Source organism: Geodermatophilus sp. URMC 63 (genome assembly GCF_053502565.1).
The window spans coordinates 4693546-4706075 of sequence record NZ_CP199956.1 but is presented as its reverse complement, the minus strand read 5'-3'; the positions used below and the strand labels follow the sequence as shown (position 1 = coordinate 4706075).

At 76.2% G+C, this 12530-nt stretch carries 13 protein-coding genes; all 13 read left to right on the top strand.

The window, feature by feature from the left end:
* The first annotated feature begins 19 nt into the window (after positions 1-19).
* The 13 genes from ACWIZO_RS22865 (at position 20) to efp (ending at position 12528) form a co-directional block, all read left to right on the top strand.
* Positions 20-445, top strand: a complete 426-nt coding sequence (locus tag ACWIZO_RS22865) for a DUF948 domain-containing protein (RefSeq protein ID WP_446761118.1) — start codon at positions 20-22, stop codon at positions 443-445.
* Entirely contained in the window at positions 445-741 is a 297-nt protein-coding gene (locus ACWIZO_RS22860; RefSeq protein ID WP_446761117.1) for a hypothetical protein, read from the top strand. The genes ACWIZO_RS22865 and ACWIZO_RS22860 overlap by 1 nt, the downstream gene beginning before the upstream one ends.
* 61 nt (positions 742-802) lie before the next feature.
* Positions 803-3490: an alanine--tRNA ligase gene (gene alaS, locus ACWIZO_RS22855; protein ID WP_448639895.1), complete on the top strand. Its 2688-nt coding sequence runs from the start codon at positions 803-805 to the stop codon at positions 3488-3490.
* Positions 3491-3495: 5 nt separating this feature from the next.
* Positions 3496-4155, top strand: coding sequence for a Holliday junction resolvase RuvX (gene ruvX, locus ACWIZO_RS22850; protein ID WP_448639894.1), 660 nt, complete (start codon positions 3496-3498; stop codon positions 4153-4155).
* Positions 4152-5981 (top strand): endolytic transglycosylase MltG, encoded by a 1830-nt coding sequence (gene mltG, locus ACWIZO_RS22845; RefSeq protein WP_448639893.1) that lies wholly within the window; start codon positions 4152-4154, stop codon positions 5979-5981. Before ruvX ends, mltG begins: the two co-directional genes overlap by 4 nt.
* Entirely contained in the window at positions 5974-6840 is an 867-nt protein-coding gene (locus ACWIZO_RS22840) for a shikimate dehydrogenase (RefSeq protein WP_448639892.1), read from the top strand. The genes mltG and ACWIZO_RS22840 overlap by 8 nt, the downstream gene beginning before the upstream one ends.
* A complete protein-coding gene (locus tag ACWIZO_RS22835) occupies positions 6837-7502 on the top strand; it encodes a prepilin peptidase (protein WP_448639891.1) in 666 nt (221 codons plus the stop codon). Before ACWIZO_RS22840 ends, ACWIZO_RS22835 begins: the two co-directional genes overlap by 4 nt.
* Before the next feature lie 170 nt (positions 7503-7672).
* The gene (gene aroC / locus ACWIZO_RS22830; protein WP_448639890.1) at positions 7673-8851 is read left to right on the top strand and encodes a chorismate synthase; all 1179 of its coding nucleotides are present in this window, start codon (positions 7673-7675) and stop codon (positions 8849-8851) included.
* Positions 8848-9381 carry a shikimate kinase gene (locus ACWIZO_RS22825; protein WP_448639889.1) on the top strand — a complete coding sequence of 178 codons (534 nt, stop codon included), beginning with the start codon at positions 8848-8850 and terminating at the stop codon, positions 9379-9381. The genes aroC and ACWIZO_RS22825 overlap by 4 nt, the downstream gene beginning before the upstream one ends.
* Positions 9378-10436, top strand: coding sequence for a 3-dehydroquinate synthase (gene aroB / locus ACWIZO_RS22820; RefSeq protein WP_448639888.1), 1059 nt, complete (start codon positions 9378-9380; stop codon positions 10434-10436). Before ACWIZO_RS22825 ends, aroB begins: the two co-directional genes overlap by 4 nt.
* Positions 10433-10867: a type II 3-dehydroquinate dehydratase gene (aroQ, locus tag ACWIZO_RS22815; RefSeq protein ID WP_448639887.1), complete on the top strand. Its 435-nt coding sequence runs from the start codon at positions 10433-10435 to the stop codon at positions 10865-10867. Before aroB ends, aroQ begins: the two co-directional genes overlap by 4 nt.
* Positions 10864-11967, top strand: a complete 1104-nt coding sequence (locus ACWIZO_RS22810) for a M24 family metallopeptidase (RefSeq protein WP_448639886.1) — start codon at positions 10864-10866, stop codon at positions 11965-11967. Before aroQ ends, ACWIZO_RS22810 begins: the two co-directional genes overlap by 4 nt.
* The gene (efp, locus tag ACWIZO_RS22805) at positions 11968-12528 is read left to right on the top strand and encodes an elongation factor P (RefSeq protein ID WP_446761106.1); all 561 of its coding nucleotides are present in this window, start codon (positions 11968-11970) and stop codon (positions 12526-12528) included.
* Positions 12529-12530 lie beyond the last annotated feature (2 nt).

Here is a 12530-nt window from a genome sequence, read left to right as displayed (position 1 = left end):
GAGCAAGAGGAGCCGCCGCGTGTCCGCAGGAGAGTGGGCCGGACTGATCGCCGCCCTGGCGCTGGTGCTGCTGGTGGTGCTGCTCGCCGTCCCGCTGCTCAAGCTGGGACGCACGCTCGACGAGGCGACGCTGACCATCCGGCAGGCCCGCGAGCAGAGCGGCCCGATCCTCAGCCAGGCCCAGACGACGGTCGCCCACGTCAACAGCAACCTCGAGCGGGTCGACGACATCACCGGCAACGCGGCCAACGTGTCGAGCAACGTCGCGGCGCTGACCAGCGTCGTCGCCGCCACCGTGGGCAGCCCGCTGATCAAGGTCGCCGCGTTCAGCTACGGCGTGCGCAGCGCCACGAAGAAGCGGCGTGAGGGCCAGGCGATCGCCGAGGCCGCCGCCCGCGACAAGGCCGACCGACGCGAGCGCCGTGCCGCCCGGCGGGCCGCCTGATGCGCCGGCTGTTCTGGCTGGCCATGGGCGTGACCATCGGCGCCCTGCTCGTCCGCAAGCTGTCCCGGGCCGCCGAGCGCATGACGCCGGCCGGGATCGGCGCCTCGATCGCCGACGGCCTGCGCGAGCTCGCCGACGCGATCGGCGACTTCGGCGCCGACGTGCGCGCCGCGGCGGCGATGCGCGAGCAGGAGCTGCGCAGCGGCACCGGCCTCGACGCGCCGCTGCCCGAGCGCGACCAGGTCCAGCTGCCCGGACGGCTGCCCGGTCGCGGGGCACACGCCGCCGACCGCTGACCTCCCGGCGGCGGCGCGCCCGGCGCGCCGCCGCCACCCCTGGCAGGAGACCCGAGCCCAGATGCAGACCGCCGAGATCCGCCGCCGCTTCCTGCAGCACTTCGAGCAGCGTGGCCACACCGTCGTCCCCAGCGCCTCGCTGGTGTCGCCGGACCCCTCGCTGCTGTTCACCGTCGCCGGCATGGTGCCGTTCATCCCGTACCTGACCGGCCGCGAGCCCGCCCCGTTCCCGCGGGCCACCAGCGTGCAGAAGTGCGTGCGCACCCTCGACATCGAGGAGGTGGGCAAGACCACCCGCCACGGCACGTTCTTCCAGATGAACGGCAACTTCTCCTTCGGCGACTACTTCAAGGAAGGCGCCATCCAGCACGCCTGGGAGCTGGTCACCGGCTCCGTGGCCGACGGCGGCCTGGGCTTCGACCCCGACCGCATCTGGGTGACCGTCTACCTCGACGACGACGAGGCCGCCGAGGCCTGGCACCGCATCGCCGGGCTGCCGGTCGAGCGGATCCAGCGGCTGGGCAAGAAGGACAACTACTGGCACACCGGCGCCGACGGCCCGGGCGGCCCCTGCTCGGAGATCTACTTCGACCGGGGCCCGGAGTACGGCCCCGACGGCGGCCCGCTGGTCGACACCGCCGGCGACCGGTTCCTCGAGATCTGGAACCTCGTCTTCATGCAGTACGAGCTGACCGACGTCCGGAGCAAGGAGGACTTCCGGGTCGTCGGCGAGCTGCCGAAGAAGAACATCGACACCGGCATGGGCATGGAGCGGGTCGCCTTCCTGCTCCAGGGCGTCGACAACCTGTACGAGATCGACGAGGTCGCGCCGGTGCTGCGCCGCGGCGCCGAGCTCGCCGGCGTGACCTACGGCAAGGACCACGACGCCGACGTCCGGCTGCGCGTGGTGGCCGACCACGTCCGCAGCGGCCTGATGCTCATCGGCGACGGCGTCACGCCCGGCAACGAGGGCCGCGGGTACATCCTGCGCCGCCTGCTGCGCCGCGCCGTCCGCTCGATGCGGCTGCTCGGCGTCGACACCGCCATCCTGCCCGAGCTGCTGCCGGTCTCCCGCGACGCGATGAGCGGCAGCTACCCGGAGCTGGCCACCGACTTCGAGCGCATCGCGGCGGTCGCCTACGCCGAGGAGGAGGCGTTCCGGCGCACCCTCTCCTCCGGTACGGCGCTGTTCGACACCGCCGTCCGTGAGGCCAAGGCCGCCGGCACCCCGGCGCTGTCGGGCGAGCAGGCGTTCTCCCTGCACGACACCTACGGCTTCCCGATCGACGTCACCCTGGAGATGGCCGCCGAGCAGGGCGTGACCGTCGACGAGGCCGGCTTCCGCGCGCTCATGCAGCTCCAGCGCGACCGTGCCCGCGCCGACGCCCGCGCCAAGCGCACCGGCTCGGTCGACGTCCTGGCCTACCGCCGGCTGCTCGCCGAGCACGGCCCGACCGACTGGCGCGCCTACGACACCCTGCGCACCGACTCCCGCGTGCTCGGGCTGGTCACCGAGCTCGACGGGGAGGACGGCGGGGCGGCCGACGCCGGCGCCGGCGAGGTCGTGCGCGTGGTGCTCGACCGCACGCCCTTCTACGCCGAGTCCGGCGGCCAGGTCGCCGACGCCGGGACCCTAACCTGGGACGGTGGCCGCGCCGAGGTCCTCGACGTGCAGCGTCCGGTCAAGGGCCTGGTCGTGCACCAGGTGCGGGTCCTCGAGGGCGCGCTGGCCAGCGGCGCCGAGCTCACCGCCGAGGTCGACCGCGAGTGGCGGCTGTCGGCGTGCCAGGCGCACTCGGGCACCCACGTCGTGCACGCGGCGCTGCGCCAGGTGCTCGGCCCGCAGGCGCTGCAGTCGGGCTCCTACAACCGGCCCGGCTACCTGCGGCTGGACTTCGCCTGGCAGGGCGCCCTGAGCACGCAGCAGCGCGCCGACGTCGAGGACGTCGCCAACGCCGCGGTCCGCGCCGACCACCGCGTCCGTGCCGACTACATGACGCTGCCCGAGGCCCAGGCGATCGGCGCGCTCGCGCTGTTCGGCGAGACCTACGGCGAGCAGGTGCGCGTCGTCGAGATCGGCGGCCCGTGGTCGCGGGAGCTCTGCGGTGGCACGCACGTGGCCGGCAGCGCCCAGATCGGCACGCTGGCGCTCACCGGCGAGTCCTCGGTCGGGTCGGGGTCGCGCCGCGTGGAGGCCGTCGTCGGGCTGGAGGGCTTCCGCTACCTCGCCCGCGAGCGCGACCTGGTCCGCCAGCTCGGCGAGCTGCTCAAGTCCCCGACCGACGGCCTGCTCGACCGGGTCGGCGGCATCCTGTCCCGGCTGCGCGACGCCGACCGTGAGATCGCCGAGCTGCGCGCCCAGCAGACCCAGGCCGCGGCGGGCTCGCTGGCCGGGCAGGCGCACGACGTCGGCGGGGTCGCCGTCGTCACGGCGTCGCCGCCCGGGCTGTCCGGGGGCGACCTGCGCACCCTCGCGCTCGACGTCCGCGGGCGTCTCGGCGACCGCCCGGGTGTTGTCTTGCTCGCCTCGGAGTCCGGGGGCAAGGTGGCTCTCGTCGCGGCGCTCAACCCCGCCGCCCAGGAGCGCGGCCTGTCGGCCAACGACGTGCTGCGCGCCGCGGCCGCCCCGGTCGGGGGCCGCGGCGGTGGCAAGGCCGACGTCGCCCAGGGCGGCGGGACGGACCCGGGCGGCATCCCCGCCGCCCTCCAGGCCGGCGAACAGGCGGTCGCGACCGCCGCAGGGAGGTGACCGGAGTGTCCGAGCAGCGCCCCGACGAGACCGGCGACATGGGCGAGCGGCGCGTGCAGGGCCGCCCCGCGGTGCCGCCGTCCCGCCCGCGACGGACCCCGCCGCAGCAGCCGGTGCACCACCCCACCGAGGCGATCGACCTGCGCGCGGGCTTCCCGCCCGTGTCGCACGAGACCACCGAGATCGACCTGTCCCAGGGGCTCCCGGCCGGCCTGCCGCTCCCGCCCCGCCGCACCCGCCAGGGCCGCCGGCTGGGCCTGGACGTCGGCACCGTGCGCATCGGCGTCGCGCTGTCGGACCCCACCGGCACGCTGGCCAGCCCGCTGGGGACCGTCGAGCGCCGCCGCGACGGCGGTGACCTCGAGCAGATCGCGGCGCTCGTGGTGGAGCACGAGGTGACAGAGGTGATCGTGGGGGAGCCGAGACACCTCTCGGGTGCGTCGGGTGCCTCGGCCCGCGAGGCCCGTGCCTACTCTCGGGCACTCGCCGGGCGCATCGGCAGCGTGCCCGTGCACCTCGTCGACGAGAGGCTCTCCACCGTGACCGCAGCCAGTTCCCTGCGCGCGAACGGGCTCGACAGCCGCGCCCAGCGTCCCGTGATCGACCAGGCGGCCGCCGTGGTCATCCTCCAGGCCTATCTCGACGCCCAGCGGGGGCGCTCGTGACCGGTCCGGTGCCGCCGTCGGGGCGGGGCCGGCACGCGGGGCCCGATCCCCTCGGCGGCACCGGCAGCCCGTGGGGCACCGTGGACCGCGGCCGCCAGGCCGGCCTCTCCCCGACGTCGCGGCCGCCGGTCGGCCCGGTGCCCACCTACCCCGGTCGCCCCGCCCGCGGCGCCGGCCTCCTCGACCGCCCGCCGGCCGCCCCCGCGCTGAGCGGCCGGCACGCCGCTCCCGGCGACGACCGCACCGGCCCCCTGCCCGGCAGCAGGCCGCCCACCCCGCCCGCGGCCGGGCTCCCGCCCCGCCCGCCGGGCGCCTGGTCGCGGCTGCAGCGCCCCCCGACCCACACCACGACCCACACCACGGCCGACACCACGGCCGACACCGCCGCCGACACCCGGCACATCGAGGCCGTCGACGTGCCCACCGAGGCGCATCCTGCCGTCGACCCGCGCCACCACCCCGCCGACACCGCCCACTGGGACGCCCACGGGGACGACACCCCCTGGGACGACCACCACGACGGCGCCTCCTGGGACGACCACCACGACAGCGGACACCACGACGACGAGGACGCCACCGGCGGCCTGGAGGTCCTCGGTCCCGGGCGCCGCGACGAGGGCAGCCGCGGCCGGCGTGCCCGCCGGGCGGCCGCGGCGCCGGCCGGCCACGCGGACCACGACCACCACGACGACCACCACGACGACGACCACCTCGTCCTCGGTGGTCACGACGACGACCACCACGACGTCACCGGGCGCCGTGGGCGCTCCGGCCGCCGCCGGCGCGGCCCGCTGACCAACCTGCTGGCGCTGGTCGTCCTGGCCGGCCTGGTCGCCGGCATCGTCGTCGGCGGCAGGGCGCTCATCGGCCTGGTCAACCCCGAGGCCGAGGACTACGCCGGCACCGGCACCGGCACCGTCGAGGTGCGGGTCGGCGGCGGCGACACCCTCAGCGACATCGCCCGCACCCTCGTCGACCAGGGCGTCATCGCCTCGGCCGACCCCTTCGTCGACGCCGCCGAGGCCGACCCCGACTCCATGGGCATCCAGCCCGGCGTCTACTCCCTGCGCTCGCAGATGAGCGGCCAGGCCGCGCTGGACCTGCTGCTCGACCCCGCCAGCCGGCTGGTCTCGCGGGTCACCGTCCCCGAGGGCTTCACCGTCGCGGCCACGCTGCAGCGCGTCGCCGAGGCCACCGGCCTGCCGATCGAGGACCTGCAGGCGGCCGCCGCCGACCCCGCCGCCCTCGGTCTGCCGGCCTACGCCGACGGCCAGCTCGAGGGCTTCCTCTTCCCGGCCACCTACGACGTCGAGCCCGACGACACCGCCGCCGACGTGCTGCGCGGCATGGTCGCCCGCTTCACCGAGGTCGCCACCGACCTGCAGCTCGAGCAGCGGGCCGCCGCCTCCGGCCGCTCGGTGTACGACATCGTCACGGTCGCCTCGATGGTGCAGTCCGAGACCCGCCTGGACCAGGAGCGGCCCGACGTCGCGCAGGTGGTCTACAACCGGCTGGCGCAGGGCATCCCGCTCGGCATCGACGCCACGCTGGCCTACGGCCTGCAGAAGAACGGCAACGACCTCACCGTCACCGACCTGCAGACCGACAGCCCGTACAACACCCGCACCCGGGCCGGGCTGCCCCCGACCCCGATCAGCTCGCCGGGCGAGGCGAGCCTCGAGGCGGCGCTGTCCCCGACCACCGGCGGGCTCCTGTACTACGTCCTGGCCTCCGAGGACGGCCGGCACTTCTTCACCAGCGACTACGCGGAGTTCCAGGCCGCGCGGCAGGCCTGTGCCGACGCCGGCCTCGGGTGCGGTGGCTGACCGGCCCGTGCTCGCCCCGGACGCCGCCGGCCGGGCGGCGCCCACACCGGGACCGCCGGGCCGGGCGGCCGTCCTCGGCCGCCCGGTCGCGCACTCGCTGTCGCCGCTGCTGCACCGGGCGGCCTACGCCGCGCTCGGCCTGACCGGCTGGACCTACGACGCGCTCGACCTCGGGCCCGAGGACCTGTCCGTCCTGCTGGCCGGCCTCGGCCCCGAGTGGCGCGGCTTCTCGGTGACCATGCCGTGCAAGCAGGCGGCGGTGGCGGTCGCCGACACCGTCGAGCCGCTGCCCCGGCTGCTGGGCGCCGCCAACACCCTCGTGCACACCGGGGCGGGTTGGCGGGCGGAGAACACCGACGTCCACGGCGTCGGCATGGCGCTGCAGACCGGCGGGGTCCGGCGGGTCGCGCACGCCGCGATCATCGGTGCCGGCGGGACGGCGGCCGCCGCGGCCGTGGCCCTGGCCGAGCTCGGTGCCGAGCACGTCGACGTCCTCGTCCGGGCGCCCGACCGCGCCGCCGACACCGTCCGGGTGCTCGGCGCGCTCGGGGTCGCCGCCGACGTCCGGCCGCTGTCCCCGGGCGCGGTCGAGGCCCCCGTCGTCGTCAGCACGGTGCCGATCGGCGCCCACCCCGACCTCGCGGCCCTCGGCTGGCGGCGGGGGCAGACGCTGCTCGACGTCCTCTACGCCCCCTGGCCCACACCCCTGGCCGGACGGGCCGGTGCGGCGGGCGCGGCCGTCATCAGCGGCATCGAGGTGCTGTTCTGGCAGGCCACCGTCCAGGTCGAGCTGATCACCGGGCAGCCCGCGCCGCTCGGGGAGATGCGCGCCGCCCTGGACGCCCACCTCGCCGGGTGAGCGGCGTCGTCCCCCGCGGCCTTCTGCTCGCGCTCGCCGTGACGGCCGCCGTCCTGGCCGGACCCCCGCTCGCCCGGGCCGCCGTCCGGCTGGCCGCCCGCGACGACGCCGCCCGCCCCTCGCCCGCCCGGGTGCTCTCGAGCAGCGCCGTGCTGGCGGTGCTGCTGTGCGGCGCGGTGCTGCTCACCGGCGCCCGGCCGGCCACCCTCGCGCTCGCGTGGGCCGCCGGCGCCGCCGTCGTGCTCGCGCAGGTCGACCTCGCCGTCCACCGGCTGCCCGACCGCGTGACCCTGCTCGCCGCCGCCGTCTGCGCCGCCGCGCTGCTCGCCGACGCCGCCCTCCTGGGCACCTGGCCGGCACTGCTGCGCGCCGTGCTCGCCGCGGCCGCCGCGGGCGGGATCGCCCTGGCGACCGCGCTGGCCGCCCCGGCGGGGCTCGGGCTCGGCGACGTCAAGCTGCTCGCGCTGCTCGGGCTGGTGCTCGGCTGGGCCGGCTGGGGCGTGCTGCTGGCCGGGGTCTTCCTCGGCGTGCTCGCCGGAGCCGCGGTCTCGCTGCTGCTGGTGGCCACCCGCCGGGCCGGCTGGCGCACCGCGCTGCCCTTCGGCCCGCCGCTGCTGCTCGGTGCCGTCCTCGCCCTGGCCCTCGAGGGCCCGCTCGCTTGACGCTCCCCGCGCGACGATCAGGGAACCTGATCGTGGAGCGTCCTCCCTGACCGTGGAGCGTCCTCCCTGACCGTGGAACGTGAGGGAGGACGCGCGATGATCAGGGGACCTGATCGTGGCGGCCCCCGCCGTCGGAGGTGGCCGGGTGCGCGGCTGGCAGAATGCCGGGCATGTTGCGCTGGCTGACCGCCGGTGAGTCGCACGGCCAGCAGCTCACCGCCATCCTCGAGGGCCTCCCCGCCGGCGTGCAGGTGCAGACCGCCGACCTCGACGTCGACCTGGCCCGCCGCAGGCTCGGCCACGGGCGCGGCGCCCGCATGTCCTTCGAGCAGGACGCCGTCACGCTCACCGGCGGGGTGCGGCACGGGGTCACCCAGGGCGGCCCGATCGCGGTGCAGGTGGGCAACACCGAGTGGCCCAAGTGGCAGACGGTCATGGCCGCCGACCCGGTCGACCCCGAGGTGCTCGCCGGGCAGGCCCGCAACGCGCCGCTGACCCGCCCGCGCCCCGGCCACGCCGACCTCGCCGGCATGCAGAAGTACGGCTTCGACGACGCCCGCCCGGTGCTCGAGCGCGCCAGCGCCCGCGAGACCGCCGCCCGCGTCGCCCTCGGCGCCATCGCCAAGGCGTTCCTCCGCCAGGCGCTCGGCGTCGAGGTGGTCAGCCACGTCGTCGGCATCGGCCCGGTCGTGGTCCCCGACGGCGTGCTGCCCGGCCCGGAGGACAACCCGCGCATCGACGAGGACCCGGTCCGCTGCGCCGACCCGGCCACCAGCGAGGTCATGGTCGCCGAGGTCGACGACGCCCGGAAGAACGGCGACACCCTCGGCGGCGTCGTCGAGGTCGTCGTGCACGGCCTGCCCCCGGGCCTGGGCAGCCACGTGCACTGGGACCGCCGGCTGGACTCCCGCCTGGCCGCCGCGCTCATGGGCGTGCAGTCGGTCAAGGCCGTCGAGGTCGGCGACGGGCTGGAGACCGCCCGCCGCCGCGGCTCGGTCGCCCACGACGAGATCGTCAGCGAGGACGGCCGGCTGCGCCGGGTCACCGACCGCGCCGGCGGCATCGAGGGCGGCATGACCAACGGCGAGGTGCTGCGGGTGCGCGCGGCGATGAAGCCGATCTCCACCGTGCCGCGGTCGCTGGCCACCGTCGACGTCGCCACCGGTGACGCCGCGGTCGCCATCAACCAGCGCAGCGACGCCTGCGCTGTGCCGCGCGGCTCGGTGGTGATGGAGGCGATGGTCGCGCTCACCCTCGCCGACGCCGCGCTGGAGAAGTTTGGCGGCGACGCGGTGGCCGAGACCCGCCGCAACGCGCGGGCCTACCTCGACGCCCTCCCGTACCGGTGACCGCGCCGCTGCTGGTCCTCGTCGGCCCGCCGGCCTCGGGCAAGACCACGGTCGGGACGGCGGTCGCCGCCGCGCTGGCCCGCCCGTTCCGCGACACCGACGCCGACGTGGAGGCCGAGGCCGGCACCACCGTCGCCGACCTGTTCGTCTCCTACGGCGAACCGCACTTCCGCGCGATGGAGGAGCGGGCCGTGGCCCGGGCGCTCGCCGAGCACGACGGGGTGCTGGCCCTGGGCGGCGGGGCGGTGCTCAGCGCGGCCAGCCGCGAGCTGCTGGTCGGCTACGGCCGCGCCGGCGGGACCGTCGTCCACCTCGACGTCGACCTGGCCTCGGCGGTCCGGCGGGCGGGCCTGGCCCGCGACCGCCCGGTGCTGGGGGTCAACCCGCGGGCGATGCTGCGCACCCTGCTCGAGCAGCGCGCGCCGCTGTACGCCGAGGTGGCCACGGTGGTCGTGACCACCGGCGGCCGCGACCCGCAGGACGTCGTCGCCGAGGTGCTGGCCGCGCTGCCCGCCGGAGCCGACCGGTGAGGCAGGTGACCGTCGCGGGGGAGGACCCGTACGACGTCGTCATCGGCCCCGGCGCCCAGGCACGGCTGGGGCTGCTACTGGCCGGCACGCCCAAGGCCGCCGTCGTGCACGCCAGGCCGCTGGCCGCGCTCGCCGGGGCCGCGGTCGAGACGCTGCAGACCGCCGGGGTGGCCGCCGAGGCCGTCGTCGTCCCCGACGGGGAGGCGGCCAAGACCGCCGCGGTGGCCGCCGGGGTCTGGGACGAGCTCGGCCGGCTGGGGCTGACCCGCTCCGACGCCGTGGTCGGCGTGGGCGGGGGAGCGGTCACCGACCTGGCCGGCTTCGTCGCCGCCACCTGGCTGCGGGGCGTGCGCGTCGTCCAGGTGCCCACCAGCGTGCTGGGCATGGTCGACGCCGCCGTCGGCGGGAAGACCGGCATCAACACCGCCGCCGGCAAGAACCTGGTCGGCGCCTTCCACCCCCCGGCCGGCGTGCTCGCCGACACCGACGCCCTCGCCGGCCTGTCCGAGGCGGAGTTCCGGTCGGGGATGGCCGAGGTGGTCAAGTGCGGCCTCATCGCCGACGCGGCGATCCTCGACCTGCTCACCGCCGACCCGACCGGCCGCCGCGACACCGAGGAGCTCATCGAGCGCGCGGTGCGGGTGAAGGCCGACGCGGTCGGGCAGGACCTCCACGACACGGGCGTGCGCGAATTCCTCAACTACGGGCACACGCTCGGGCACGCCATCGAGCGGGTCGAGGACTTCGGCTGGCGGCACGGCGAGGCGGTCGCCGTCGGGCTGGTGTTCGCCGCCGAGCTCGCCGGGCAGGCCGGGCTGCTGACCCGCGCCGAGGTCGACCGGCACCGCGACCTCGTCGCCGCGATGGGGCTGCCCACCCGGTACGCCGGCGACTGGGCGGCGCTGCAGGCGGTCATGCGGGTGGACAAGAAGGCCCGCGGCGCGACGCTGCGGTTCGTCGTCCTGGACGGCCTCGGCAACCCGCGCATCCTCGCCGACCCCGACCAGGCCTGGCTCGACGCGGCGTGGGCCGCAGTCTCGGAGGACCCCTCGTGACCGTCCAGGTGCTCAACGGCGCCAACCTCGGCCGGCTCGGCTCCCGGGAGCCGGAGAAGTACGGGACGACGACGTACGCGCAGCTCGTCGCGCGCGTCGAGGAGGTCGCCGGCGAGCTGGGCCTCGCGGTGCAGGTCCGGCAGACCGACGACGAGGGCGAGCTGATCGGCTGGGTGCACGCCGCGGCCGACGCCGGCGACCCCGTCGTGGTCAACCCCGCCGGCTGGTCGCACACCTCGGTCGTGCTGCGCGACGCGCTGGCGATGCTGACCGCGCCGCTGGTCGAGGTGCACATCAGCAACATCCACCGGCGCGAGGAGTTCCGGCACCACTCCTACGTGTCCGGCGTCGCCGACGGCGTCATCGCCGGGCTCGGCGTGCAGGGCTACGAGCTGGCGCTGCGGTACGTCGCCGCGCAGGGTGTGCGATGAGCCGGGCTGCCGAGCGGCGGGACCGGCTGCGGGCCACCGCGGCCGAGCGAGGCCTGGACGCCGTCCTGGTCACCAACCTGCTCAACGTCCGCTACCTGACCGGGTTCACCGGCTCCAACGGCGCGCTGCTGCTGCGCACCGACGGATCCGACCTCTTCGGCACCGACGGCCGCTACACCACCCAGGCCGGCACCCAGGTGCCCGACGTCGAGCTGCTCGTCGACCGCGCCACGGTGCCGGCCCTCGCGCAGGAGGCGGTGCGCCGCGGCGCCGGGCGCATCGGCTTCGAGAGCCACGAGGTCACCGTCGACGGCCTCGCGCAGCTGCAGCGGGTGCTCGCCGGCGCCGCGGCCGGGGGCACCGTGCCGGAGCTGGTCAGCGTGCGCCGCGCGGTCGAGGCGCTGCGCGCGGTCAAGGACGACGGCGAGGTCGAGGCGCTGCGCCGCGCGTGCGCGGTCGCCGACCGGGCGCTGGCGGAGCTGGCCGCCGAGGGCGCCCTGCGGCCGGGGCGCACCGAGCTGCAGGTCGGCCGCGAGCTCGACGCCCGGGTGCTCGCCCTGGGGGCGGAGGCGCCGTCGTTCGAGACGATCGTGGCCGCCGGCGCGAACTCGGCGATCCCGCACCACCGGCCCGACGCGACCGAGCTGCGCGCCGGTGACCTGCTCAAGCTCGACTTCGGCGCCACCGTCGACGGCTACCACTCCGACATGACCCGCACCGTCGTCCTCGGGCACGCCGCCGACTGGCAGCGCGAGGTGTACGAGCTGGTGGCCGCCGCGCAGGCGGCCGGGCGGGCGGCGCTGGCCGTCGGCGCCGACGTCGTCGCCGTCGACGCGGCCTCCCGCGACGTCATCGCCGCCGCCGGGCACGGCGAGCACTTCACCCACGGCCTCGGGCACGGCGTGGGCCTGGAGATCCACGAGGCGCCGGGCATCGGCCCGCTGGGCGCGGGTACCCTGGCCGCCGGCATGGCCGTCACCGTGGAGCCGGGGGTGTACCTCCCTGGCCACGGCGGTGTCCGGATCGAGGACACGCTCGTCGTCACGGCGGACGCGCCCGAGTTGTTGACCCTCACGAGCAAGGAACTGCTGGTCTTCTAGATGGCTACCACCAACGACCTCAAGAACGGCATGGTCCTCAACCTCGACGGCCAGCTGTGGTCCGTCACCGAGTTCCAGCACGTCAAGCCCGGCAAGGGCGGCGCGTTCGTCCGGACGACGCTGAAGAACGTGCTCTCGGGCAAGGTCGTGGACCGGACCTTCAACGCCGGCACCAAGGTCGAGACCGCCACGGTCGACAAGCGGAACATGACGTACCTGTACAAGGACGGCACCGACTTCGTCTTCATGGACGGCGAGACCTTCGACCAGATCCACGTGCCCGGCCAGACCGTGGGCTCCGGCGCGGACTACCTGCTGGAGAACACCGAGGCCGTCGTCGCCGTCCACGAGGGGACGCCGCTCTACGTCGAGCTGCCGGTGACCCTGGAGCTCGTCGTGGAGCACACCGACCCGGGCCTGCAGGGCGACCGCTCCACCGGCGGCACCAAGCCGGCCACCCTGGAGACCGGCGCGCAGATCCAGGTGCCGCTGTTCGTCAACACCGGCGACAAGCTCAAGGTCGACACCCGCGACGGCCGCTACCTCGGCCGCGCCAACTGACG

Bases quoted from the DNA above. Each gene is read 5' to 3' on its own strand.
- ACWIZO_RS22860 (WP_446761117.1), top strand. From the start codon at position 445: ATGCGCCGGCTGTTCTGGCTGGCCATGGGCGTGACCATCGGCGCCCTG.
- alaS (WP_448639895.1), top strand. From the start codon at position 803: ATGCAGACCGCCGAGATCCGCCGCCGCTTCCTGCAGCACTTCGAGCAG.
- aroC (WP_448639890.1), top strand. From the start codon at position 7,673: ATGTTGCGCTGGCTGACCGCCGGTGAGTCGCACGGCCAGCAGCTCACC.
- ACWIZO_RS22810 (WP_448639886.1), top strand. From the start codon at position 10,864: ATGAGCCGGGCTGCCGAGCGGCGGGACCGGCTGCGGGCCACCGCGGCC.
- efp (WP_446761106.1), top strand. From the start codon at position 11,968: ATGGCTACCACCAACGACCTCAAGAACGGCATGGTCCTCAACCTCGAC.